Source organism: Weissella tructae (genome assembly GCF_000732905.1).
Classification (GTDB): Bacteria; Bacillota; Bacilli; order Lactobacillales; family Lactobacillaceae; genus Weissella; species Weissella tructae.
The window spans coordinates 535,939-560,020 of the sequence record NZ_CP007588.1; the positions used below are offsets into that span (position 1 = coordinate 535,939).

Here is a 24,082-nt window from a genome sequence, read left to right on the forward strand (position 1 = left end):
TTTATCATTCAGTGCCTTCATTTTAGCATGACTTAGGCGCCTAAGTCGCTTTTATTTAAGTAAATTTGGCTTTGATTCTTGCCGAGCATTGCACATTACGCTAATATGTAACTTGAATGTCGTAAATTTTCTACAGTTTTCGACAAATATAGTAGAAAATTAACGACAATAGTTATTAATCAAAGGGGAACGTCCATGACTAACAAGAACACTTATTCGGATGATTCCATTACAGTCCTTGAGGGACTAGAAGCGGTGCGTAAGCGCCCAGGGATGTATATTGGGTCAACTGATGGGAAAGGACTACATCATTTAGTCTACGAAATTTTTGACAACGCAGTCGATGAAGCGCTGGCTGGTTTTGGTAATGAAATCAATGTCACGATTCACGCCGATAATAGCATTACTGTTGTCGACCATGGGCGAGGGATGCCGGTGGGGATGCATGCGTCTGGTAAACCAACCCCAGAAGTTATTTTGACAGTCCTTCATGCTGGAGGAAAGTTTGGACAAGGTGGGTATAAGACATCTGGAGGTCTACACGGAGTTGGATCATCAGTTGTTAATGCCTTGTCTGAAAGTCTAACCGTAACGATTGTTCGTGACGGTGTGAAATACCAAGAACACTTCTTAAATGGTGGACACCCAGATGGGACGTTAGAAAATCTCGGGAAAACCAAGGCCGGCAATGGAACAACATTGACGTTTAAGCCTGATCCAACCATTTTTTCAACAACTATCTACAATTTCAATACCCTAGCTGAACGTTTACGTGAATCAGCGTTTTTGTTGCGTGATGTTAAAATCACCCTAACGGACGAACGACCAGGGCAAGAACAAACAGAAGTCTACCATTACCCAGAAGGTATCCGTGCCTTTGTTTCTTACTTAAACGAAGAAAAAGATACGCTTGGGGATGTGATGTACTTTGATGGTACTGATAAGGGTGTCGAAGTTGAAGTAGCTGCGCAATATAATGACGGTTACTCAGAAACAATGATGTCATTCGTTAATAATGTGCGTACACCAGATGGTGGAACTCATGAAGCTGGTCTACGTTCAGCGTGGACAAAAGCGTTTAATGAATATGCCCGTAAAGTAAATCTCCTAAAAGAAAAAGATAAGAACCTAGAAGGTACTGACGTTCGCGAAGGTCTTTCTGCGGTTGTTTCACTGCGTATTCCAGAAGACTTGTTGCAATTTGAAGGACAAACCAAGGATAAGCTTGGAACACCAGAAGCGCGTTCAATTGTGGACAGTGTTGTCGCCGAACAATTAGGCTTTTACTTGATGGAAAACGGTGAATTCTCACAGAATTTGATTCGTAAGGCCATTCGCGCCCGTGAAGCCCGTGAAGCAGCCCGTAAAGCCCGTGAAGAATCACGTAACGGTAAGAAGAAGGGAAAGCGCGATCAATTACTTTCAGGTAAGCTAACACCCGCACAATCAAAGAATGCCAAGAAGAACGAATTGTTTTTGGTCGAGGGTGATTCAGCCGGTGGTTCAGCTAAGCAAGGACGTGATCGTAAGTTCCAAGCGATTTTGCCATTGCGTGGTAAGGTATTGAACACTGAAAAGGCTAAATTAGCCGATATCATGAAGAATGAAGAAATCTCAACAATCATCTACACCATTGGTGGGGGTGCCGGGGCAGATTTCAACATTGAAGATATCAACTACGACAAGATTATTATTATGACCGACGCCGACGATGACGGAGCGCACATTCAAATCTTGTTGCTAACATTCTTTTACAAGTACATGCGTCCATTGATTGAAGCCGGTAAGGTCTATATCGCTTTGCCACCTTTGTACATGTTACGTGGTAAGGGAACTGGTAAGAAGAATCAAATCGAATACGCTTGGACTGACCGTGAACTAGAAAAGGTCGGCGACAAGATGGGACGTGGTTATACCTTGCAACGCTTTAAGGGGCTTGGTGAAATGAATGCCGAACAATTGTGGGCAACAACCATGGATCCAGAACACCGTACGTTGATTCGTGTCATGATTGATGATGCAATGGTCGCTGAAAAGCGCGTGACAACGTTAATGGGTGATAAGGTTGAACCACGTCGTAAGTGGATTGAAAACAATGTTGCCTTTACATTAGGGGATGAAACAGATTCTTTGCTAGATGACGCAACCGCTGAACCAACTGTGGCTGTACCAGAAGCAACTGAAGAAGTGGCCATGACATTGGATTTGCCAGGTCTTGATGTAGAAAAGGAGGATCACGATGTCTAATTCAAGTCATATTGAAGAATTAAGTCTTGAAACCGTGATGGGTGACCGTTTCGGTCGTTATTCAAAATACATTATTCAAGAACGTGCTTTGCCAGACATTCGTGATGGTCTAAAGCCAGTACAACGTCGTATCTTGTACGCGATGCATAAAGACGGGAATACCTTTGATAAGCAATTCCGTAAGTCTGCCAAGTCTGTTGGTAACGTAATGGGTAATTTCCACCCCCACGGTGACTCATCTATCTATGAGGCCATGGTACGTATGTCACAAGACTGGAAGCTACGTGCGCCTTTGATTGAGATGCACGGAAACAATGGGTCTATTGACAATGATCCGCCCGCTGCGATGCGTTATACAGAAGCGCGTCTATCAAAGTTGGCTGGGGAAATGCTACGAGATTTGGATAAAGAGACGGTAGACATGGTCTTGAACTTCGATGATACGGAGTATGAACCAACTGTTTTGCCAGCTCATTTCCCAAATCTATTGGTGAATGGGGCAACCGGTATCTCAGCCGGTTATGCGACCGAAATTCCACCGCATAACTTAGGTGAAGTGATTGATGCGTTGGTGCACTTGATTGGGCATCCCAATGCTTCTTTGACTGACTTGATGGATTACATCAAAGGACCTGACTTCCCAACGGGAGCGATTATTCAAGGCTTAGACGGTATCAAGTCGGCTTATGAAGATGGTCGTGGTCGTATTATTGTCCGTTCACGAACAAACATTAAGCCACTTAAGGGTGGTAAGTCACAAATTGAAGTGACTGAAATTCCGTATGAAGTGAATAAGTCAGCCTTAGTAAAGAAGCTAGACGAAATTCGTTTGAATAAAGACGTGGCTGGTATTACGGAAGTCCGTGATGAATCAGACCGTGAAGGGTTATCAATTGTTATTGAATTAGGGAAGGAAGCCAACGTTGATGGTATCTTGACTTACTTATTCAAGAAGACTGATTTACAAGTCACGTATAACTTCAACATGGTGGCAATTCATAACCAACGTCCAGAACGTGTGGGTCTAAAGCAAGCCTTAGTGGCTTTCTTAGAACATCAAGTTGAAATTATTACCAAGCGTACCGAATATGACCTAAAGAAGGCCTTGAACCGACAACACATTGTCACTGGTCTGATTAAGATGATGTCTATTCTAGATCAAGTGATTGCGACTATTCGTGGTTCTAAGGATCGTAAGGATGCTAAGAACAACTTGGTACAAACATTTGATTTCACCGAAGTACAAGCAGAAGCGATTGTAACGATGCAATTGTACCGTTTGACAAATACTGACGTGACACAATTAGAAGCGGAAAATACAGAACTAAGTGAAAAGATTCAACACTTTAACTTGGTGCTATCTGATCCTAAGGCCCTACGTAAGGTCTTACGTGATGAATTGAAGGCCATTAAGAAGGAATATGCCACACCACGTTTGTCAACGATTGAAGCTGAAGTTGAAGAACTAAAGATTGATCAAAACGTGACGGTGGTAACGGAAGACGTGATGCTACTTGTTTCAAAGGGTGGTTACGTTAAGCGTTCATCTATTCGTTCCTATAATGCGTCAGGGGATGATAACGGACTACGTGAAGATGACGATGTTGTCTTCATGCAAGAAGTGAATACACTTCAACATGTCTTCATGATTACTGACCGTGGAAATGTGATTTATCGTCCGGTGCATGAAATCGCAGAAATGCGTTGGAAAGAACCCGGAGAACATTTGTCACAAACGATTACAGGTCTAAACCCTGATGAATTAATCATCGCAGTGAAGGTTGTGGCAGATGTTGTGAACTTACCAGGTGAATGGCTAGTTGCGACACAAAGCGGTTTGATTAAGCGTACGCAATTCGCCGATCTTGCGCCACGTAGTAATTACCGTAAGAAAGCAACACCTGTTATCAAGTTAAAGACGGATACTGATTCAGTGGTTGGCCTACAATGGTTTAACCCGAATGAACACACCGCCTCAACGATTGTACTGACATCTTATCAAGGAAATGGTTTGCGCTATGACTTGAGTGAAGTGCCAACAACCGGGGCTCGTACAGCCGGAGTTAAGGCGATGAGTCTTGAGGCCGAAGATGACATGATTACGGGGATGGGGATTGTATCTGAATCTGACACGCAAGCATTAGCGTTGATTACAAATCGTGGTGCCTTTAAGTGGATGGCCATTGATGAATTACCAACGACAAGTCGTGCCCGTAAGGGAGTGGCGATTATGCGTGAGCTAAAGAAGGAACCGCATCGTGTGGTTGCTTCAGCAGTACTTGATCAGAAGGCCCCAAACCCGTTGACGATTGTGACGGGGATGGACAAGGTCTTTACGATTAATCCATTAGATTATCCATTGAACCAACGTTATAGTAACGGAAGTTTTGTGATTGATGCTGCTGTAGATGGAGCGCCAGTCATGATGGATATCATGGTTAATGTACCTGTTTTAAAGGCTTAAAAAGACAAAAATGAAAGAGCGTGACGCTAAGGCGTCATGCTCTTTTTTATTTATTTAAAAGAAAACGTTTTCTTTTTGATAGCATAGTGCTATCAAATGTGCTACAATAGATGTATGGAAGAAAAGAAATACAATGGTTTAATATCATTACGCTTAGACAAAGACTTGCACAAGCGTGTTGCGCAAGCAGCTGAAGCCGATGATCGTAGTGTCAATAACTACATTTCAATGGTGTTAGAACATCAATTGATGCCCAAGGTTGTTTCTAAAGAATCATTCGAACAACGTCAATTCGTTGGTCGTACGATTTCAGGAGACCGCATTACGCCAGAAAACGGACTCGTTCTAGTTGATGGTATTTATTACCGTTATTTGATGGATGGTAATAAAAATGTGGACACCAGTCGTGACTATGTGATTATTGAAGCGAATGGAAACATCTTGGTTTTACGTGAAATGTAGCGTAGAAAGGAGCTTTTATGGCACTTTATGACGTATTAAAGACGTTAATGGAAGATCTCGATTTTGAGTCTGCGGAAGATGTGAGTCGTCCATCTTCTCAGCACCCACGCCCGCAAGCTCGACCAACTGCACCATCAGCATCACGTGTGAATCAAAATCACCGTGGGGCTGTGCAACCAGGGACATCATCTTACATGGCGAAAGATGGTGGATTTGGGAATAATAAAAACGCAAAGAAACAATTTAAGCGACTTCAAAAAGGTGTGACACGTGGTCCTGGAAAGCATCACAGCACCGAAGTGCGTATTGTTGAACAACTAAAGCCTTGGTTAACAGAAGGTGTCCGCAAGCCATAGCCGACTGAATATGACCGAGTAACGACACGAGAAAGAAGTGAGGAATTATAATGCCATTTGGAATTGCAATTGTACCGCAAAATAATGTTGGATTACGTGAAACACTAGGACGTTATACAACAACTGTTGATTCAGGGTTGAAGTTTTATGTACCAATTTTTCAAAAGATTAAGAATGTTAGTCTGGCCATGGAACCACTTCGTTTGCCAAATTACTCAGTGATTACAAAGGACAACGCCGATGTTTCAGCCAGTGTCACGTTGAACTACCATGTGACAGACGCTGTGAAGTACATGTATGAAAACACGGATTCAGTTGAATCTATGGCGCAATTAGTACGTGGACACTTGCGTGATATCATCGGTCGTATGGATTTGAACGAATCATTGGGATCAACAGCCAAGATTAACCAAGAGCTAAGCATTGCAATCGGTGATTTGACAAACACATACGGAATCAACGTTGACCGTATTAACATTGACGAATTGACACCATCACGTGCTATTCAAGAAGCCATGGACAAGCAATTGACTGCTGACCGTGAACGTGTTGCTGCTATTGCAGCAGCCGAAGGACAAGCACGTTCAATCGATTTGACAACTAAGGCTAAGAACGATGCCTTGATTTCAACAGCTCAAGCGGAAGCTAATGCAACAAAGACACGTGCCGATGCTGAATTGTACCGTATTGAAAAGGTACAAGAAGCCTTGAACAACGCGGATGACCGTTACTTCCAAAACCAATCAATTAACGCCTTTATTGAACTAGGAAAGAACCCAGCGAACACAATCGTTGTGCCTAGTGAAAAGGCGGGTGAATTTGGACAACTGCCGGTTGTTGGTAAGATGCTAGAACAAGGTATGAAGAAATAAAAATTCCGTGAAAGTCCCGTGATAACGGGGCTTTTTTATTATGAAAGCGTTGCACTCTCTGGCAGATGAGCTATACTATTAAATAGAAACCTGTAAAAGAATTGGAGAATTACGAATATGGCAAACATGCTTGTTTTCGGACACAAGAATCCAGACACAGACACAATTGCATCAGCAATGGCTGCGTCTTACTTGATTAACCACATCTACCACCTAGATTCAGAAGCAGTTGCTTTGGGAACACCAAACGCTGAAACTGAATTTGCATTGAACCACTTTGGTTTGGATGCATTGCGTGTCGTAGATAATGCGGACACAGAAGAAGTTTGGTTGGTTGACCACAACGAAACAGCACAATCAGTTGATAACTTGACTGACGTCACTGTGAGCGGTATTTTTGACCACCACAAGATCAACTTCCAATCAGCTGCGCCAATGTGGTTGATCAACAAGCCTTTGGGATCAGTAGCAACTGTTTTGTTCTACGAATTCCAAAACGCTAAGTTGGACATCCCAGCACACTTGGCTGGAATGATGGCTTCAGCTATTATTTCAGACACATTGTTGCTAAAGAGCCCAACAACAACACCAATGGACAAGCCTGCATTAGAAGCTTTGGCTGAAATTGCTGGAATCGCTGACTACGAAGCTTACGGGCTAGAATTGTTGAAGGCTGGAACTGATTTGTCATCACGTTCAGCTAAGGACTTGATTGATGGTGACGCAAAGTCATTTGATATGAATGGTCAAACAGTTCGTATCGGTCAAGTGAACACAGTTGATGTTGAAGAAGTTTTTGCTCGTCGCGATGAAATCGTTGCTGCAATGACTGAAGAAATGACTGCTGACAACTATGACACATTCATCTTGGTAGTGACAAACATTCTTGACTCAGATTCAGATATCTTGGTCTTGGGTGATAACCTATCAACAGTTGAAAAGGCCTTCGATACAACATTGGTAGATGGTCGTGCATCATTGCCAGGTGTTGTTTCTCGTAAGAAGCAAGTTGTGCCTCCATTGACAGACACATTTAACGCCTAATAAATAAACCACAGTTAGCGTATGCTAGCTGTGGTTTTTCTTTTTATCAGGTCTAACGGTTCTTAGGCCTCTTTTAAAGCAATCGATGGTTGCATATAGCAATACAGAAAAAGCCTATCGCAAATGCGGTAGGCTTTTTTCTTAATCATTGATGTTAAACAGGAAGGTTTCAACTTTCGAAACAGAATCCATATCACCAACAAAATAGATTTTATCGCCAGGTTCAAGAGTTGCGTAGGGGCCTGGTGAGACGGTTAATTGATCGTGACGTAAAATAGCGATTAAAGTTGTTCCGGTCATGTACCAGAAATTTAGTTCACCTAGACTCTTACCATAGGCGTTAGAGGGTTCTGTTAAGACCAATTCAAAAGGTGTTAGGGGATTTTGATGTTGGAATGATTGTGATTGATTCAAAAACTTTGTTAGGGTGTCCTGCATACGATGAAGCGTCGCTTCTTGGTCTGCAATTTGACCTAATAAGTCACTTTTCAAATCATTTAGGGTGTGTTTTTCTGCCTCAGTACTGACAAAATCAACCGCTTTTTCTTGCGAAAGAATAATTGTACCGCTACCATGGCGTGTTTCTACGATTCCCATGTCCATTAACACGTTAATCGCACGACGAGCCGTTTCGGCTGAGACGTTATACTTGATGGCTACGGCTGAGCGAGCCTGTAGTTTTTCGCCAATGCTAATGTTTTTATTAGCAATTTCATGCGCAATATTTAATGCAATTTGTCGATAACGTGGGTATTGTTTAACAGTTGCCATAGCGAGCTCACTTTCTAAATCTTTCATATATGTCCTTTAATTTGATTATACTGGTCAGAAACGTTTGCGCAAGTGTAAAAGGTATATTTTTACATTGTTAAGGGGGTAAAAGGCTTGAAATGGGCATTTGACAATGTGACAACCATATGTTTGAATTGTAGTTGTCACTTTCGGAACAACCGATGACGTTGGGAGGAAAATATGTCAAAAGTGAAGATCGAACACCTAACCAAAATCTTTGGTAAAAAGGTGAAGCCGGCCTTGAAAATGGTCCAAGAAAATGTTTCTAAGACAGAAATCTTAGAAAAAACTGGTGCTACCGTTGGGGTTTACGATGCCAACATTGAAATTGAAGAAGGCGAAATTTTCGTGATTATGGGTCTATCAGGATCTGGTAAGTCTACGTTGATTCGTTTGCTAAACCGTTTGATTGAACCAACATCAGGGTCAATTTATTTAGATGGTGAAGATATTTCAACGATGGATAAAGAAGAATTGTTAGAAGTACGTCGTCAAAAGATGAGTATGGTCTTTCAAAACTTTGGGTTATTCCCACAACGAACAGTGCTAGAAAATACAGAATATGGTTTAGAAGTACAAGGGGTCGACAAAGCAGAACGTCAAGCCCGTGCAGAAAAAGCCCTAGACAATGCCAACCTATTGGCCTTTAAGGACCAATATCCAAGTCAATTGTCGGGTGGGATGCAACAACGTGTGGGGCTAGCCCGTGCGTTGGCTAACAATCCTGAAATTCTTTTGATGGATGAGGCGTTCTCAGCGCTGGACCCATTGATTCGTCGTGATATGCAAGATGAATTACTTGAATTACAAGAGAGTCAACAAAAGACAATTATTTTTATTTCGCATGATTTGAATGAAGCTTTGCGAATTGGTGATCGTATTGCCATTATGAAGGATGGAAAGGTTGTGCAAGTTGGAACCGGTGAAGATATTTTGACCAATCCAGCCAATGACTATGTCCGTGCCTTTACAGAAGATATTGATCGTTCTAAGGTCTTAACAGCCGAAAATATTATGATTCAACCACTAACAACGAATATTAGTGTCGATGGACCTAATGTGGCGTTGAAGAAGATGGCTACTGAAGAAGTGAGTGGTCTTGTGGCCGTTGATCGTAATCGACAATTTAAAGGTTTCTTGACCAGTGATGCAGCGATTAAAGCACGTCGTGATCAAATTCCTTTGACTGATGTCTTGGTGGACATGCAAACTGTTTCCCAAGATATGTTAGTAGCTGACTTGATGCCTTTGATCTCAGATTCACCATCACCATTAGCAGTTGTGGATGGTGGACGTCTAAAGGGTGTTGTTATTCGAGGACGTGTTCTTGAAGCATTAACCGACAACTTGGAAGAGGAGGATAATGCATAATGAATATTCAAATTCCAATTGCCCAAACAGTTGAAACAATCGTAGATTGGATGACGACGAACTGGGCTGGTTTCTTTAATGCCATTCAAGCGGGTGGTCAAGGAGGAATGGATGCCATTTCGAATGGATTACTTGCGATTCCACCGATTGTGACGATTATCAGTTTAACGATTTTCGCCTTTCTATGTAGTGGCAAGAAGTACGGTTTCCCGTTGTTTACATTAGGGGGACTCTTGTTGATTTTGAACCAAGGTTTGTGGGCCGATTTGATGCAAACAACAACCTTGGTATTGATTTCAAGTTTGGTAGCCATTGTTATTGGGGTACCACTAGGTATCTGGATGGCAAAGTCTGAAACAGTTGCTAAAATTGTGCAACCTTTGTTGGACTTCATGCAAACAATGCCTGGTTTTGTTTACTTGATTCCTGCCGTTGCCTTCTTTGGAATTGGTGTTGTGCCAGGGGTATTTGCCTCATTTATCTTCGCACTACCACCAACTGTTCGTTTTACTAACTTAGGTATTCGTCAAGTACCAAAGGAAATGACAGAAGCGGCAGATTCATTTGGATCAACGCCACGCCAAAAGTTATTTAAGGTTGAATTACCACTAGCCAAGTCTACAATTTTGGCGGGTGTTAACCAAACGATTATGTTAGCTCTTTCAATGGTGGTTATTGCATCCATGGTTGGAGCACCTGGATTGGGACAAGGTGTTCTATCTGCCGTGCAACACGCTGACGTTGGAAGTGGATTTGTGAATGGGTTAGCTTTGGTTATTTTGGCCATTATTATTGACCGTTTTACACAAAAGTTGAACCCGGATTTAGCACCCAATAATGAAAAGCCACAAGCATGGCGCAAGTGGTTAGGTTGGGCAGCAGCCTTAGCCTTAGTTATCGGTGGTATGAGTAGTATGTTTGCGACAACAACGCAAAATGACAAGCATGTTAGTTTAGCGTATGTGCAATGGGATTCAGAAGTCGCCTCTACAAATGTAATCGCTGAAGTATTACGCCAACAAGGGATTGATGTCGACACGACACCATTAGATAATGCTGTTATGTGGCAATCAATTGCGCAAGGGCAAGCAGATGCCTCTGTTTCTGCTTGGTTGCCTAACACGCACAAGCCACAATATGATAAATATAAGTCTCAAATCGATGTCCTTGGACAAAATATGTCTGGTGCTCGTGTTGGGTTGGTTGTACCAACATACATGAAGGCAGATAGTATTTCAGATTTGACGACAGAAGCTAAGCAAACAATTACAGGAATTGAGCCTGGTGCTGGAGTGATGACTGCGGCAGAGAAGACGATGGATGCTTATCCTAATTTGAAGGATTGGAATCTACAAGGTGCTTCTACTGGTGCCATGACTGTTGCCTTAGGTAAGGCAATGCAAAACAAAGATGAAATTGTGATTACTGGTTGGACACCACACTGGATGTTTGAAAAGTATGATTTGAAGTATCTAAAGGACCCTAAGGGAACGATGGGGACAGAAGAGAACATCAATACGATTGCTCGTAAAGATCTAGAAAAGGATCAACCAGAAGCTTACAAGATTCTGAAAAACTTTGAATGGACTGCAGATGACATGGCGGCCGTAATGCTTGCTATTCAAGATGGGGCCACACCAGAAGACGCGGCAAAATCTTGGATTTCTGATCATGAAGACAAAGTAAAGGAATGGCTAGCCTAAAGCTAACCTTTATCGTATGACTTAAACGAAAATTTGCAGTGCGAGTTTAAACGATGTAATTAAATAAGTGTTGTTTAAAACAGACCGATTATCAGGATTTAACCGATAATTAGTCTGTTTTTTACGTTATATACAAGTGACTTTTTCTAACATAGGATTAAGGATTAGATGATCGCGTTGTGTATGACTATGTTTAACAAATGGAGACTGGTATACTAAAACGTATAGCTTGTCTGATTAGAAGTTCAGATATTGGTGATGACGTGTAAAATTTATATGCCGGTGTCGTTTGATAAATTTTTACGGTATGACATTCATAAAATGATGTATAAGAAAGAAGTAATGATGATAACAATGTTAAAAAAATATGGTGCGATTATTTCATTAGCTAGTTCACTAATTTTATTGGTGCTATTATGGCTATGTGTCGCCATGGATAGCGCTGATGTTAGAATTGCGACAACGATCTATATGATTTTTTATCTATTATTTGGTCGTTGGTTAAAAAAGCAACGTGTCGCAGAAGAAAATTCAGATAATAGCACGAAATAATACAGAAAGGATTAGGAAACTAGTCCTTTTTTATTTCTTTTATGTAAGAAGGATTTTGGTAAATTCCTTGTAAATCAGGTATAATAGTAAGATAAATGAAATAAAAGATAGGTGGTAATCGGGATGAAGTTAGAACAAATGAACCAAGAAAATGAAACATATTGGTGGTCTGTTTATGATGCTGCTTTTCCACCACATGAAACTTTGCCGTTTGATTTGATGAAGAAGATGGTTAAGCGTTCTGAAGACGTACACATGGCAGTCATCATGGATGACACGCAACAAGTTGGGGTAACTTTGTATGTGACGCTACCCGATGAACAAGTGTTTGTATTGTTCTTAGCTATTGACCCAACGCTACAAGGGAATGGACTAGGGAGCCGTGTACTAGAACTATTGAAGACGACATACCCAGGTGGGGTTATGTTGGAATGTGAAGAATTGGGCTTGAATTCAGACAATGAAACACAACGTGAGCGACGTTATGCCTTTTACCAACGAAATGGTTTGATGGATTCAGGATATATTACAGATAATCCAGCAGGAACGTTCCATCTAATGCGTTCGAACGCGAAAATGACGACAATTCGTTTAAAAGATGCCATGTCATTATTGGGGTTAGAAACGAAGGTTTATTAATCAAAAAAGGACGATAATTATATGCTACAACTTAAAGATATCGGCTTAATCTATACCTTAATTTGTGTTGTAAATATCGTATTAGGTGTTTTATGTATTCGTCAAATTCGTATTAACTGGATACAAAGAGATTGGACGTCAGCGTTGGTGTTTGCACTAAATCTCGTCGGTCTTATGATTGTATTATATGTTTTTGCGGAATCGGCGAATATCATTTAATGACTAACAAACATTTTAAGATTAGAGCGTCATGTCAAGGCGTCATAGCTGGGGATATATCGGCCCGCGAGTTAACGGTCAAAAGGGATACTTTTTGATTTGATCTAAGCTTATTTATCTTAAATATATTATTTAAGATGGTGTGTGTTGCTCTATTATTGAATATGTCATTGTGGCCATAGCCACGTACCTATAGAAAAGAGGGAACTCATGGAATTAACATTTAAAGATGCAGCTAAGGAACGAATTGAAAAGCGTTTGAAGCCAGACACTAAGTTGGTTTTGGATTTCGATGATGGTGTTGGACCATTTTCAGATGCTGCTTCATGTACACTTGACGTTGCCTTCTCACTTGTTTTGTGCCGACCAGATCAACTAACTGCTGATTACGACGAACACCTAACAAGTAACATGGGTGAAGTGTATTACAAGGGTTACGCAGACACACAACTTGATGGCAACATGTCAATCGACGTTGATAAGATGTTGCGTTACAAGTTGACAGGTGACAGTGGAATTATCGATCCAAACATGTCACTTCGCGACGTACAAGGAAATTAAGCTAAAAAGACGCAGAGCATTGTCGGCTATGCGTCTTTTTTGTGAGTGAAGAAGGAACAGATGATGTATAAATACTTGATATTTGATTTAGATGATACGCTGTTGGATTTTAAAGCAGGTGAACATGAGGGATTGCTGCGTGTGTTAACTAATGCGGGCATTACAGATGTAGCGCATGCGCTAGAACGCTATGCTGTGATTAACCGCGCTCTGTGGCAGCGCTATGAACAAGGCGAAATAACAAAAGCTGATATTCAACAAACACGATTTCCGGATCTATTAAAACAGTTAGAGATGACTGGTGATGGAATCGCGATGGAACGTGCCTACCGCAATGAGCTGAACCACAATAATCATTTGATTCCAGGGGCTGAGACGTTATTAAAACAATTAAGTGCTATGAACTACGTTTTAATTGCGGGAACAAATGGAGAGACGCAAACACAAAAAATGCGTTTAACTAATACAGGATTTGGTGAATTCTTTGACCAAGTGTATATTTCAGACGAATTAGGGTCTGCGAAGCCTGACCCAATGTTTTATGAACCTATTTTTACCGCTAATGCTGATATGACGACGGACAATACGGTGATGATTGGGGACGGGATTCCTTCAGATATGCGGGGCGGAATCGCTGTTGGCCTGGATACCATTTGGGTTAACTTGAAGGATCAAGTACTGCCAGACGATATCTCTGTGACGCATGAAGTAAATACTTTAAACCAACTGGGGCGAGTATTAGGTGCGAACTAAATAACGTTCTTATGGATAGACAACAAAAAAACTGTGCTTTCGAAATTGAAAGCACAGTTTTTTATATGATTGATGATGTGAATTAGTCAGCCAATTCGTTCATCAACTTCTTAACTTCAAGAGTTGAAAGTTCTTGAACAACTTCTTGTAGTTCTTCGAAGTCTTCGCGATCCCATGCGCGACGCAACTTCTTGTTCAACATCTTTTCTTCCATAGCAGTTTGGTTAGCTTGGAACAAACGGTAGGCTGCGTATCCAGTAGCACCGGCAACAGCAGCAGTTAATAGTAACTTCTTCATAGTGAAAATCCTCCTGTGTGTATATATCTATTTTATCATGAGTGGTTAAAGAATACGATGCAAATTAAAAAATAATGAAAGACTCAGAGCATGATTTTTGATGAATCACACATATTATACTGATAATAGTAGTTATAACTATATATAATCTATCAAGACATCGTGTTTAACCATTTATGAATGTTGATTAAAGTGTTTTTTCGGCTAATATTTTTTGCACATCTGTCAATGCTTCGCCTTTTCGGAAGGTTAGCTCTTCAGACGGGTCGATTTGCCCAGAAATCCAAATTTTAATTTCACCATCTAAGTCAAAATGACCAGCTGTTTCAGTTGAGAATTTGGAGATAGAGCGGTAAATGATTGATTTGTATTCAATCTTCTTACCTGTAACGCCTTGCTTATCCACAATAATTAAACGCTTATCTGTAAATACAACCAAGTCGCGAACAAGACGATAGGCGTGTTCAATTTTTTCCTCGGGAATTAGCAGTGGATCAAACTCATTTTGGATAGATTGTATATCAATTTTAGATGCGTTTCCCAATACGCCATCAAATAATCCCATTTCTTGTCTCCTCGTGTAGCTTTTAACGTCAATCCTACCTGGACGTATATGTCTGTTACCTAATGAAAATACTCATGTTCAATATAGGTGTGAAGATAACTTCATTATATCAAGAATATAGGAGGTGGAAAGATGGAATGGGCAAGATGGGTAGGATGAATTTACAAGTCCAGACAGAAAAACACCCTGATAGGAGTGGCGTGAATACGCTACCTATATCAGGGTGTTTTGAGTTGATGCGGGACTTGTCGTTAAGAATGCCTCTACATCAACGTTTATAGTCTTAATCGCGATTAATCATGATGAACATTGGCAAGATCAAAGGACGACGGTGTGTCTTTTCAAACATAAAGCGTTGTAAGTGTGAAACAACGGCATTACGTAGGCTATGTTCGCTTGCGTTTGGTTCGCGCATTGCGCCGAGCAAAGCATGGAAGATTTCCTTGCGACCTTCATTGATTAGTTCTTCTGATTCACGCATGTAGATAAATCCACGAGACAAGATATCAGGACCAGCAGTGATTTCTTGGTTCTTTAGGTCGATTGTTGCAACAACAACGACAAGACCATCTTGTGACAACATCTTACGATCACGCAAGACAGCTGCACCAATGTCACCAATTCCATTACCGTCGACATACGTATCTTCAGCAGGGAAGTGATCAGCTACACGAGCAGAGTCTGCTGTTAGCGCTAAGACATCTCCATTGTCCAATACGAATGTGTTATCTGGATCAACACCTACATCATGAGCCAAACCTTCATGGACCTTCAACATACGGTATTCACCGTGGACAGGCATGAAGTACTTTGGCTTAATCAATGACAACATTAACTTTTGTTCTTCTTGTCCACCGTGACCAGAAGCGTGAATGTTATTGATTTTTCCGTGGATAACTGTTGCACCAGCTTCTTCTAATTCGTTGATAACACGGTTCACTGAACTAGTGTTTCCAGGAATAGGAGAGCTAGAGAAGATAACAGTATCATCAGGTTGAATCTTGATTTGCTTGTGTGTTCCGTTAGCGATACGTGCTAGCGCAGCCATTGGTTCACCTTGAGATCCAGTAGACAAAATCAAGACTTCATTTGGTGGTAACTTGTTAATTTCGTGTGCATCAATCAGCATTTCATTAGGGATATCAAGATATCCTAATTCCATACCGTTCTTAACGGCACTTTCCATTGAACGACCGAACACAGCAATCTTACGACCGTGTGATAGGGCTGATTCAACAGCCATTTGAACACGAGACATGTTTGATGCGAAAGTAGCAAAGATAATACGACCTTCAATTTCATCAAATAGCTTGTTGATGGTTTTCCCAACCCATCGTTCAGACTTTGAAAATTCGTCTTTTTCAGCGTTTGTTGAATCTGACATCATCAACAAGACACCTTCAGAACCGATACGCGCCATCTTTTGTAGATTAGGCAATTGGTTCGTCGTAGGGGTCAAGTCAAACTTAAAGTCACCAGTCTCAACGATTGTTCCAACAGGTGTTTTAACGGCAACACCAAATGTGTCTGGAATAGAGTGTGTTGTACGGAAGAACTCAACAGACATATGTTCAAATTCAAGAATAGTGTCTTCATCGATTTCGTTCAACGTCACATCACGCAACATGTTACGTTCGTCCAACTTGTTACGAATCAAAGCCATGGCTAATGGTCCGGCGTAGACAGGAACGTTAACAGCATCCAAGAAGAAGTGGATAGCACCGATGTGGTCTTCGTGACCGTGCGTAATAACTAACGCCTTAATCTTGTCACGATTTTCCTTTAGAAAAGTGTAATCAGGAATAACATAGTCAATTCCCAATAACTCGTCTTCAGGAAACTTAACTCCGGCATCAATAATAATGATTTCATCACCATATTGAACACCGTAAGTGTTTTTCCCAACTTCGCCTAAGCCTCCCAGGGCATAGACGGCCACTTCGTCAGGACGAATGGCAAGTTCTGATTTATTCATAGTTTAAAACTCCATCAACTTAAAGTTGGGGCTTTGTTGTTCGTAAGCAAGTGCCTTTTCTGAAAGTTGTTCGATGTGTTCAATGTGGTGTGTTGTTTCTGATTCAACTTGCACACGTACTGTTGCTAGGTCAGCAGCGTCAACATACATAGATTGTGTTTCTTCACGCTTTGGGTTTTGAGTCTTTGTTTCTTGATAATATACTTTGAAAATCATAATGATTTCTCCTTTTAATAGTTGTTTGTATCGTACATACTTATTTTATTTATTCTAGCAGATTGCCTGCGCAATTACTAGTTTTGAGCTGTTTGTGAGTTAGAATAAATTTAGGGTGTTTTATAGATTACGGTGCTATGATAAGTATAGATCTGTTTAAGAATGAGTAGAAAGAGAGGGAATGAATGTGAATTGGATTTTTATTCTCCTAGCAGTAGGTGTTCTTCTTGTTTTTGCAGTCGTTCGTCTGATTAATCAACACGCGGCACAAGAACAATTACGTAGCTCCCAAACATTAGTGAATGATGCCATGCGAACGATATTGCCAAGTTTGAAAGCCAAACTAAAATTATCAGACGCTGGAATAGTACGTTCATCACTAGTTGCCGACGTATGGGGCCGAGGTATCTTAGCATTTGAATTTATTATGCCGGTTGATCAGCAAGTTGAACAAGATGTTATTTACTATGAACTGAGTACGATTTTAAAGTCTTACGCGACAGGCCATGATGTTGCTAAATTAGATGATAATTTACCGGCATTTGTTGTATCAGATATTTGGTATGACGAAACAGGCGATAATTTACATGTTGATATTGCACATGTGTTAAATGATGCGACTTATGCCTATTTAGCAGATTTAAAAAAAGTAAATGAATCTCAATATTAATGACAAAAACCGTGTATAATTAGTTTAATTAAAGCAAGGAGGCAATAAGAATGTATTTGATGAAAGATATTGTCCGTGATGGAGACCCTGTATTGCGCCAACAAGCCGCGCCAGTAAGTTTTCCACTTTCGGAAGAAGATGAAACAATTAGTGAAAATCTGATTGAATATTTGATTGCTAGTCAAGATCCTGACGAATCAGAAGAATTAGGTCTACGACCAGGTGTTGGAATTGCCGCACCACAAGTAGGTATTTCAAAGCAAATGACAGCGATTTTGATTCCAAATGATGACTTCGATGAAGAGCAAGAAGAATCAGATGAAAATGATCCGTATGTTTTTGCGGGGGTTATCTACAACCCAGTGATTACACGTCAATCAGTTAAACAAACAGCATTGGCAACGGGTGAAGGTTGTTTGTCTGTTGACGAAGACATTCCAGGATTTGTTGAACGTTCACAACGTATTACTGTGCGTTACCAAGATGAAGAAGGTGACACATACGAATTGAAGTTGAACGATTACCCAGCGATTGTCTTCCAACACGAGATTGATCATTTGCATGGAACATTGTTCTATGACCATATTGACAAGTCTCAACCTTGGGAACGTAATGAACGTACGAAGTACATCGGGTAAATTATATGGCTGATAAAAACTTTAATTATCCATTCTTATCAGGTTGGTCAACGGATGACGTTATCAAAGTAAGTCGTCTATACACATTAGTGTCTGACGCGTATGAAAAAAATGTGAATCGTGAACAACTATTAGCTGCCTATGATGATTTTAAGACGGTTGTACCGTCAAAATCAGAAGAAAAGCAATTAGATCGTAGCTTTGGTCAAGTATCAGGGTATTCAATCTATCGTACGGTTCAAACAGCACGTAATTTAACATTTAAGACGTTTAAAATGGAGCCTTAACATGCTGAGTTTGCAAACAATAGATATAACTGTTCAATCATGGATGGCGGAAATGCGTCAATTGGTCTTGCAAGAGCTAGAGAAACCACGTGAAATTTCCCATAAAAACGGGCCAAAAGATTTGGTAACAAATGTTGATCGGATCGTGGAAGAATTTTATGTAGAAAAAATTCATGCGCTGATGCCAAACGCACACATTATGAGTGAAGAAGGCTTCGGTGATGACGTAACGGATATGTCTGGTGATGTTTGGTTTGTTGATCCAATTGATGGGACGACCAATTTTGTTGCACAAAAAAACGAGTTTGCAAGTATGTTGGCTTGGTATCGTGATGGCGAGCCTATGCTAGCCTGGATTATGGATGTCATGGGAAATGAGTTGCTTCATGGTGGGCCTGAAGTAGGGGTCTACTTAAATGAACGGTTATTAACTAAAGTGCCCGACATGCCATTAGAAGAAGGTTTAATGGTCGTGTCAGGCGGACGTTTATTGCGCGGTGAATTGCACATACCAGAAATTGCAAAGGCATCATTAGGTTATCGTGTTTATGGTTCAGCAGGTATGACATTCTTATATATGTGTACAGGTAGAGCCATTGGGTACGTTACCAAGATGCAACCTTGGGATTTTGCAGCGGGCATTATGCTAGCAAAAGCTTTGGGATTCAATGTTGGAACTATTGACGGCGATTCACTAAATATGATATTATCGGGAACAGTCCTTGTGGCAACTCCACTTGCATTTAATCAGATTATTTCAATGAATGATTAATTGGAAGTTGTATTACTAAATGATTTAAATCAATGTGTATTACATGGAATGTGCCCTAATTAGCGATTAAAATTAACAGAGGTTTAAGGAGAACAGAATTTTGGCAAAACGCGAAAACTTACGTAACATTGCGATTATCGCCCACGTCGACCACGGTAAGACTACTTTGGTTAACGAACTTTTGAAGCAATCAGACACACTTGATATGCGTACTGAATTGGGCGACCGTGCGATGGACACAAACGACATCGAAAAGGAACGTGGAATCACGATCTTGGCAAAGAACACAGCCGTTAAGGTTGGGGACCGTCAAATCAACATCATGGACACACCTGGCCACGCCGACTTCGGTGGTGAAGTTGAACGTATCATGGGAATGGTTGATGGAGTTCTTTTGGTTGTTGACGCCTTTGAAGGTACAATGCCACAAACTCGTTTCGTTTTGAAGAAGGCCTTCGAACAAAACTTGACACCAATCGTTGTTGTTAACAAGGTTGACCGTCCAGGAGCCCGCCCAACAGAAGCTGTTGACGAAGTTTTGGACTTGTTCATTGAACTTGGAGCCGATGACGAACAACTTGAATTCCCAGTGATCTACGCTTCAGGAATGAATGGAACATCTTCATTGGACCCAGAAGTTGAATCACAAGAACACACAATGGCACCAATCTTCGACACAGTGTTTGAAGCAATTCCAGCACCAGAAGAAAAGTCAGAAGAACCACTACAATTCCAAGTGGCTTTGCTTGACTATAACGACTTCGTTGGTCGTATTGGTATCGGTCGTGTGTTCAGTGGAACAATCAAGATTGGTGACCAAGTTACAGTTATGAAGTTGGACGGATCTAAGGCTAGCTTCCGTGTAACTAAGTTGTTTGGTTTCATCGGTTTGGACCGTGTTGAAATCGAAGAAGCTAAGGCTGGAGACTTGATTGCTGTTTCAGGTATGGAAGAAATTTCAGTTGGAGAAACTGTTGTTTCACCAGATCACTTGGAAGCATTGCCAGTTTTGCACATTGACGAACCAACATTGCAAATGACTTTCCGTACAAATGATTCACCATTTGCTGGACGTGAAGGTAAGTTTGTTACTGCTCGTCAAATCGAAGACCGTTTGGGTCGCGAATTGCACACTGACGTTTCTTTGCGTGTTGAAACAATCGAAGGTGAAGCAGGAGCATGGCTTGTATCAGGTCGTGGAGAACTTCACTTGTCAATCTTGATTGAAAACCTACGTCGTGAAGGATTCGAATTGCAAGTTTCACGTCCAAAGGTTATCTTCAAGAACATCGATGGTGTTGATTCAGAACCTTTCGAAAGTGTACAAATTGACACACCTGACGAATACACTGGATCAGTTATCGATTCATTGGCACAACGTAAGGGTGAAATGCGTAACATGGAACCAACTGGAACGGGTACAACTCGTCTAGAATTCTTGGTTCCTTCACGTGGATTGATCGGATACTCAACTGAATTCATGTCACTTACACGTGGATACGGTATCTACAACCACACATTCGAAACTTACGGACCAATCGTTAAGAACTGGAACCCAGGACGTCGTAACGGAGCTTTGGTTTCAATCAACCAAGGTTCAGCTACTAACTACGCCATGATGGGTGTTGAAGACCGTGGTGTAATGACTATTCACCCTGGTGATGATGTCTACGAAGGAATGGTTGTTGGTATCAACAGCCGTGACAACGACATTTCAGTTAACGTTACTAAGGCGAAGAACCAAACTAACGTTCGTTCATCAAACAAGGACCAAACTGCTTCTATTAAGGCGCCTAAGGACATGACGCTTGAAGAATCACTTGAATTCTTGGACGAAGATGAATTGGCTGAAGTAACACCAGAAAGCGTACGTATTCGTAAGCAAATCTTGAATACAAGCGAACGTGAAAAGGCTGCTAAGCGTCGTAAGATGTCTACACAAGCATAATTTAATGCCTTAGAATAAAACTGCTTTCCTTAGGGAAGGCAGTTTTTTCTTTATATTTTATGATAAAATGAAATAATATATACACGTTAAAGGAAAGCAATCATGGTGAAAAAAAAGCGACAAAAAAAGACGAAACGTCCCATCAATTTTGGTCATATGTTCAAAAAATTGCAACAACGCTTTAAGTTTTTTGATGGCTGGTTATTCTTAGGTATTGTCATTGTTATGATCTTTGGGTGTGCCATGGTGTATACGGCAAGTACGAACATGGCAACTGGAAGTGCGGCTAGTTTTTTCGTTAAACAAGCGATTTTTGGGATTCTGGCTGTAGTGACATTATTGTTTATCTATTTGCTGCCGATAAGTTGGGAATCCAATTTCTATCGGATTTGCGTGAATGGCGTTACGATATTGTTAGTGGGTATTCTATTATTTACATTGTTGTTTGGTCCAGTTACAAGTGGGGCCAAAGGTTGGCTATACTTCGCTGGATTCGGATTTCAGCCAGTTGAATACTTTAAAACAGCTCTAATTTTGTGGTGTGCTTGGCGTTTCTCAAAGACGTTACGTAATTATAAGCCAGAGCAAGGTGATTTGATTTGGCGTCTATGGCGTATTCAAAATCTGCTATTCCCAGGATTAGGAATTGTCCTAACAATGATGATGCCTGACATGGGTGGAGTTGTTATTTTGGGGCTGATTTTACTTGCCATGTCATTTACAGCTGGAGTTAGTATCTTTTACCTGATTACAGTCGTTGTGTTGATTATTGCGGTTCTTGTCTTTATTCCCTATGTGGTGCCGTTTTTCGAAAAAATTGGGTTTATGACCTATCAACTTGATCGATTTGAAGCATACATTGACCCATGGTCAGTCGGTGATGGGGCAGGACACCAATTGATTAATTCATATTATGCGTTAAGTAATGGTGGATTCTTTGGACGTGGATTGGGAAACAGTATTCAAAAATTAGGTTTGTTGCCTGAACCAAATACCGACTTTATCTTGGCCATTATTGGGGAAGAATTAGGTGCTGTCACTGTGATTGCATTATTGCTATTTATGGGAGCCATTGTTTTACGTTTTATGTGGTACGCCATTAACACGCACAATATGCAATATCGTTTAATTTTATTTGGTATTTCGGCGTACTTGATCATTCAAATCTTCATTAATTTGGGTGGTGTAACAGGTCTATTACCAATTACAGGGGTGACGTTCCCCTTAATCTCATATGGTGGATCATCATTGCTATCATGGGGGATTACATTTGGGCTTGCCTTCAATATTATTGGTAAGTTGCGTCAAGAAGCGTATCAACGAGGAGAGTAAACATGCCGTTTGAAAAAACAGAACGACGCGCATTGATTGTATATTTGAAAAATGTACGTCAAGCCCGTCAATTACGTCGTTTTGGAATTGTTAATTACATTTCAGAAAAGATGAATTATGCGACCATCTATATGGATGAAAAAGATATCGCAACGAAAAAAGCGTTGATTGAACGATTGGGATTTGTGGATCGTGTTGTAGAATCAGAATGGCCTAATGTCGACACAACGGTCGGTGGTGAACGTGAACTCATCGACTTTACAGTTGTTGCGGACGAAGAATTAGCGCTAGAACCATCAGAAGACGAGGAATTATAATGCGAATTGTAAGTGGTACATTTGGAGGTCGTCGTTTAAAGGCCGTTCCAGGTACAAAAACACGACCTACAACGGACAAAGTAAAGGAATCAATCTTTAATATGATTGGCCCTTATTTTGATGGTGGGCGTTCACTAGATCTTTATGCTGGATCTGGTGGGTTATCAATTGAAGGTGTATCTCGTGGAATTGACCATGCAGTCTTGGTAGATCGTCAATTTGATGCGATTAAAACCATTAAAGAAAACATTGAAGTTACAAAAGCAGCGGATCAATTTACCGTGATTAAAAGTCGTGCCGACCTTGCGATTGAACGTTTGAGCGGTGGAGAGCCCTTTGACTTACTATATTTTGATCCGCCATATGCGAAACAAACAATTGCTGATGATGTTGCCAAGTTGGCTGAATATGGATTGATTACGGAAGACGCTATTATTGTGGCAGAAACTGATCAAGTTGCTGATTTGCCAGATACATTATCTGGATTTACACAAATCAAGCAAAAAGACTATGGCATTACAGTGATTACTATTTACCAAAGTGAGGCTTAATTATGACACGTGCATTGTTTCCTGGGAGCTTTGATCCTTTTACAAATGGACATTTGGATATTGTGACACGTGCGGCTAAATTGTTTGATGAGGTTGTGATCGGTGTAGGTGTGAATACGAACAAGCGCGCATTATTCACAGATAATGAAAAACTCGCAATGATTGAACAAGCCACCCAAGATTTAAACAATACATCTGTCGTTTTGATGGATGGATTAACAGCTAATTTTGCAGCTAAGATGAACACAAACGTTTTGATTCGTGGTGTCCGTAATGAACAAGACTTTTTGTACGAACGGAACATCAGTGAAATGAACAAGCAATTAACGGGAATTGAAACGGTATTCTTGATGACAAGCCCGCAAAATCAAATGCTCTCTAGTAGTTTGATTAAGGAAGTGGCAAAGGCAGGTGGGAATGTCACTGACTTCTTGCCCGTTAATATTGCTGATGCTTTACGTCAGAAATTAGGTTAAGC

At 40.8% G+C, this 24,082-nt stretch carries 26 protein-coding genes; 21 read left to right on the forward strand and 5 right to left on the reverse strand.

The window, feature by feature from the left end; genetic code table 11:
* The first annotated feature begins 195 nt into the window (after positions 1-195).
* The 6 genes from parE to WS08_RS02640 all read left to right on the forward strand — a co-directional run bounded on the left by parE (position 196) and on the right by WS08_RS02640 (position 7,445).
* On the forward strand, positions 196-2,247 hold the full coding sequence (gene parE, locus WS08_RS02615; RefSeq protein ID WP_009765441.1) for a DNA topoisomerase IV subunit B: 2,052 nt from the start codon (positions 196-198) through the stop codon (positions 2,245-2,247).
* Complete coding sequence (gene parC, locus WS08_RS02620; protein WP_009765440.1) at positions 2,240-4,711, forward strand: DNA topoisomerase IV subunit A; 2,472 nt, start codon at positions 2,240-2,242, stop codon at positions 4,709-4,711. The genes parE and parC overlap by 8 nt, the downstream gene beginning before the upstream one ends.
* Before the next feature lie 114 nt (positions 4,712-4,825).
* Positions 4,826-5,173, forward strand: a complete 348-nt coding sequence (locus WS08_RS02625; protein ID WP_009765439.1) for a toxin-antitoxin system HicB family antitoxin — start codon at positions 4,826-4,828, stop codon at positions 5,171-5,173.
* Between the two features lie 17 nt (positions 5,174-5,190).
* Complete coding sequence (locus WS08_RS02630) at positions 5,191-5,529, forward strand: hypothetical protein (RefSeq protein ID WP_009765438.1); 339 nt, start codon at positions 5,191-5,193, stop codon at positions 5,527-5,529.
* Between the two features lie 50 nt (positions 5,530-5,579).
* Positions 5,580-6,401, forward strand: a complete 822-nt coding sequence (locus tag WS08_RS02635; RefSeq protein ID WP_009765437.1) for an SPFH domain-containing protein — start codon at positions 5,580-5,582, stop codon at positions 6,399-6,401.
* Positions 6,402-6,518: 117 nt separating this feature from the next.
* Positions 6,519-7,445 (forward strand): manganese-dependent inorganic pyrophosphatase, encoded by a 927-nt coding sequence (locus tag WS08_RS02640; protein WP_009765436.1) that lies wholly within the window; start codon positions 6,519-6,521, stop codon positions 7,443-7,445.
* A 141-nt stretch (positions 7,446-7,586) separates the two neighbouring features.
* Here the strand turns inward: WS08_RS02640 and WS08_RS02645 are convergent, their stop codons facing one another.
* Positions 7,587-8,216, reverse strand: coding sequence for a GntR family transcriptional regulator (locus WS08_RS02645; RefSeq protein ID WP_009765435.1), 630 nt, complete (start codon positions 8,214-8,216; stop codon positions 7,587-7,589).
* Positions 8,217-8,417: 201 nt separating this feature from the next.
* On the opposite strand from WS08_RS02645, the gene WS08_RS02650 reads away from it, so the two are divergent.
* From WS08_RS02650 to WS08_RS02680, 6 genes are all read left to right on the forward strand, one after another.
* Positions 8,418-9,608, forward strand: a complete 1,191-nt coding sequence (locus WS08_RS02650; protein ID WP_009765434.1) for a quaternary amine ABC transporter ATP-binding protein — start codon at positions 8,418-8,420, stop codon at positions 9,606-9,608.
* The gene (locus WS08_RS02655; RefSeq protein WP_009765433.1) at positions 9,608-11,311 is read left to right on the forward strand and encodes an ABC transporter permease/substrate binding protein; all 1,704 of its coding nucleotides are present in this window, start codon (positions 9,608-9,610) and stop codon (positions 11,309-11,311) included. The genes WS08_RS02650 and WS08_RS02655 overlap by 1 nt, the downstream gene beginning before the upstream one ends.
* Positions 11,312-11,665: 354 nt before the next feature.
* Positions 11,666-11,863 carry a hypothetical protein gene (locus WS08_RS02660; RefSeq protein ID WP_144242022.1) on the forward strand — a complete coding sequence of 66 codons (198 nt, stop codon included), beginning with the start codon at positions 11,666-11,668 and terminating at the stop codon, positions 11,861-11,863.
* 123 nt (positions 11,864-11,986) lie between these two features.
* Positions 11,987-12,502, forward strand: a complete 516-nt coding sequence (locus WS08_RS02665) for a GNAT family N-acetyltransferase (RefSeq protein ID WP_009765431.1) — start codon at positions 11,987-11,989, stop codon at positions 12,500-12,502.
* Positions 12,503-12,931: 429 nt separating this feature from the next.
* Positions 12,932-13,282, forward strand: a complete 351-nt coding sequence (locus WS08_RS02675; protein WP_009765429.1) for an iron-sulfur cluster biosynthesis family protein — start codon at positions 12,932-12,934, stop codon at positions 13,280-13,282.
* Positions 13,283-13,342: 60 nt separating this feature from the next.
* On the forward strand, positions 13,343-14,035 hold the full coding sequence (locus WS08_RS02680; protein WP_051950121.1) for a YjjG family noncanonical pyrimidine nucleotidase: 693 nt from the start codon (positions 13,343-13,345) through the stop codon (positions 14,033-14,035).
* An 82-nt stretch (positions 14,036-14,117) separates the two neighbouring features.
* On the opposite strand, the gene WS08_RS02685 is transcribed toward WS08_RS02680, so the two are convergent.
* The 4 genes from WS08_RS02685 to WS08_RS02700 form a co-directional block, all read right to left on the reverse strand.
* Positions 14,118-14,333 carry a hypothetical protein gene (locus WS08_RS02685; RefSeq protein WP_009765427.1) on the reverse strand — a complete coding sequence of 72 codons (216 nt, stop codon included), beginning with the start codon at positions 14,331-14,333 and terminating at the stop codon, positions 14,118-14,120.
* A 187-nt stretch (positions 14,334-14,520) separates the two neighbouring features.
* Positions 14,521-14,898: a PH domain-containing protein gene (locus tag WS08_RS02690; protein WP_009765426.1), complete on the reverse strand. Its 378-nt coding sequence runs from the start codon at positions 14,896-14,898 to the stop codon at positions 14,521-14,523.
* 283 nt (positions 14,899-15,181) lie between these two features.
* Complete coding sequence (rnjA, locus tag WS08_RS02695) at positions 15,182-16,873, reverse strand: ribonuclease J1 (RefSeq protein WP_009765425.1); 1,692 nt, start codon at positions 16,871-16,873, stop codon at positions 15,182-15,184.
* A gap of 3 nt (positions 16,874-16,876) precedes the next feature.
* Complete coding sequence (locus WS08_RS02700; protein ID WP_009765424.1) at positions 16,877-17,089, reverse strand: DNA-directed RNA polymerase subunit epsilon; 213 nt, start codon at positions 17,087-17,089, stop codon at positions 16,877-16,879.
* Between the two features lie 181 nt (positions 17,090-17,270).
* On the opposite strand from WS08_RS02700, the gene WS08_RS02705 reads away from it, so the two are divergent.
* The 9 genes from WS08_RS02705 (at position 17,271) to coaD (ending at position 24,080) form a co-directional block, all read left to right on the forward strand.
* Positions 17,271-17,759, forward strand: a complete 489-nt coding sequence (locus tag WS08_RS02705; protein WP_009765423.1) for a hypothetical protein — start codon at positions 17,271-17,273, stop codon at positions 17,757-17,759.
* A gap of 50 nt (positions 17,760-17,809) precedes the next feature.
* On the forward strand, positions 17,810-18,397 hold the full coding sequence (gene def / locus WS08_RS02710) for a peptide deformylase (protein ID WP_009765422.1): 588 nt from the start codon (positions 17,810-17,812) through the stop codon (positions 18,395-18,397).
* Between the two features lie 5 nt (positions 18,398-18,402).
* Complete coding sequence (locus WS08_RS02715) at positions 18,403-18,684, forward strand: UPF0223 family protein (protein ID WP_009765421.1); 282 nt, start codon at positions 18,403-18,405, stop codon at positions 18,682-18,684.
* 1 nt (position 18,685) lies between these two features.
* Positions 18,686-19,456, forward strand: a complete 771-nt coding sequence (locus tag WS08_RS02720; RefSeq protein WP_009765420.1) for an inositol monophosphatase family protein — start codon at positions 18,686-18,688, stop codon at positions 19,454-19,456.
* 100 nt (positions 19,457-19,556) lie between these two features.
* On the forward strand, positions 19,557-21,404 hold the full coding sequence (gene typA / locus WS08_RS02725; protein ID WP_009765419.1) for a translational GTPase TypA: 1,848 nt from the start codon (positions 19,557-19,559) through the stop codon (positions 21,402-21,404).
* Between the two features lie 102 nt (positions 21,405-21,506).
* The gene (locus WS08_RS02730; protein WP_009765418.1) at positions 21,507-22,736 is read left to right on the forward strand and encodes an FtsW/RodA/SpoVE family cell cycle protein; all 1,230 of its coding nucleotides are present in this window, start codon (positions 21,507-21,509) and stop codon (positions 22,734-22,736) included.
* A gap of 2 nt (positions 22,737-22,738) precedes the next feature.
* A complete protein-coding gene (locus WS08_RS02735) occupies positions 22,739-23,053 on the forward strand; it encodes a YlbG family protein (protein ID WP_009765417.1) in 315 nt (104 codons plus the stop codon).
* The gene (gene rsmD / locus WS08_RS02740) at positions 23,053-23,604 is read left to right on the forward strand and encodes a 16S rRNA (guanine(966)-N(2))-methyltransferase RsmD (protein ID WP_009765416.1); all 552 of its coding nucleotides are present in this window, start codon (positions 23,053-23,055) and stop codon (positions 23,602-23,604) included. Before WS08_RS02735 ends, rsmD begins: the two co-directional genes overlap by 1 nt.
* 2 nt (positions 23,605-23,606) lie before the next feature.
* Entirely contained in the window at positions 23,607-24,080 is a 474-nt protein-coding gene (gene coaD / locus WS08_RS02745; RefSeq protein ID WP_009765415.1) for a pantetheine-phosphate adenylyltransferase, read from the forward strand.
* Positions 24,081-24,082: the final 2 nt, after the last annotated feature.

What these genes read in the sequence shown, in the direction of transcription:
- WS08_RS02680 (WP_051950121.1), top strand. Translation starts at nt 13,343, where the DNA reads ATGATGTATAAATACTTGATATTTGATTTAGATGATACGCTGTTGGAT.
- parE (WP_009765441.1), top strand. Translation starts at nt 196, where the DNA reads ATGACTAACAAGAACACTTATTCGGATGATTCCATTACAGTCCTTGAG.
- WS08_RS02645 (WP_009765435.1), bottom strand. Translation starts at nt 8,216, where the DNA reads ATGGCAACTGTTAAACAATACCCACGTTATCGACAAATTGCATTAAAT.
- WS08_RS02720 (WP_009765420.1), top strand. Translation starts at nt 18,686, where the DNA reads ATGCTGAGTTTGCAAACAATAGATATAACTGTTCAATCATGGATGGCG.
- WS08_RS02730 (WP_009765418.1), top strand. Translation starts at nt 21,507, where the DNA reads ATGGTGAAAAAAAAGCGACAAAAAAAGACGAAACGTCCCATCAATTTT.
- WS08_RS02630 (WP_009765438.1), top strand. Translation starts at nt 5,191, where the DNA reads ATGGCACTTTATGACGTATTAAAGACGTTAATGGAAGATCTCGATTTT.
- rnjA (WP_009765425.1), bottom strand. Translation starts at nt 16,873, where the DNA reads ATGAATAAATCAGAACTTGCCATTCGTCCTGACGAAGTGGCCGTCTAT.
- WS08_RS02685 (WP_009765427.1), bottom strand. Translation starts at nt 14,333, where the DNA reads ATGAAGAAGTTACTATTAACTGCTGCTGTTGCCGGTGCTACTGGATAC.
- WS08_RS02650 (WP_009765434.1), top strand. Translation starts at nt 8,418, where the DNA reads ATGTCAAAAGTGAAGATCGAACACCTAACCAAAATCTTTGGTAAAAAG.
- WS08_RS02735 (WP_009765417.1), top strand. Translation starts at nt 22,739, where the DNA reads ATGCCGTTTGAAAAAACAGAACGACGCGCATTGATTGTATATTTGAAA.
- WS08_RS02690 (WP_009765426.1), bottom strand. Translation starts at nt 14,898, where the DNA reads ATGGGATTATTTGATGGCGTATTGGGAAACGCATCTAAAATTGATATA.
- parC (WP_009765440.1), top strand. Translation starts at nt 2,240, where the DNA reads ATGTCTAATTCAAGTCATATTGAAGAATTAAGTCTTGAAACCGTGATG.
- WS08_RS02625 (WP_009765439.1), top strand. Translation starts at nt 4,826, where the DNA reads ATGGAAGAAAAGAAATACAATGGTTTAATATCATTACGCTTAGACAAA.
- WS08_RS02675 (WP_009765429.1), top strand. Translation starts at nt 12,932, where the DNA reads ATGGAATTAACATTTAAAGATGCAGCTAAGGAACGAATTGAAAAGCGT.
- WS08_RS02655 (WP_009765433.1), top strand. Translation starts at nt 9,608, where the DNA reads ATGAATATTCAAATTCCAATTGCCCAAACAGTTGAAACAATCGTAGAT.
- def (WP_009765422.1), top strand. Translation starts at nt 17,810, where the DNA reads ATGTATTTGATGAAAGATATTGTCCGTGATGGAGACCCTGTATTGCGC.
- WS08_RS02635 (WP_009765437.1), top strand. Translation starts at nt 5,580, where the DNA reads ATGCCATTTGGAATTGCAATTGTACCGCAAAATAATGTTGGATTACGT.
- coaD (WP_009765415.1), top strand. Translation starts at nt 23,607, where the DNA reads ATGACACGTGCATTGTTTCCTGGGAGCTTTGATCCTTTTACAAATGGA.
- WS08_RS02700 (WP_009765424.1), bottom strand. Translation starts at nt 17,089, where the DNA reads ATGATTTTCAAAGTATATTATCAAGAAACAAAGACTCAAAACCCAAAG.
- WS08_RS02660 (WP_144242022.1), top strand. Translation starts at nt 11,666, where the DNA reads ATGTTAAAAAAATATGGTGCGATTATTTCATTAGCTAGTTCACTAATT.
- WS08_RS02665 (WP_009765431.1), top strand. Translation starts at nt 11,987, where the DNA reads ATGAAGTTAGAACAAATGAACCAAGAAAATGAAACATATTGGTGGTCT.
- WS08_RS02705 (WP_009765423.1), top strand. Translation starts at nt 17,271, where the DNA reads ATGAATGTGAATTGGATTTTTATTCTCCTAGCAGTAGGTGTTCTTCTT.
- WS08_RS02640 (WP_009765436.1), top strand. Translation starts at nt 6,519, where the DNA reads ATGGCAAACATGCTTGTTTTCGGACACAAGAATCCAGACACAGACACA.
- rsmD (WP_009765416.1), top strand. Translation starts at nt 23,053, where the DNA reads ATGCGAATTGTAAGTGGTACATTTGGAGGTCGTCGTTTAAAGGCCGTT.
- WS08_RS02715 (WP_009765421.1), top strand. Translation starts at nt 18,403, where the DNA reads ATGGCTGATAAAAACTTTAATTATCCATTCTTATCAGGTTGGTCAACG.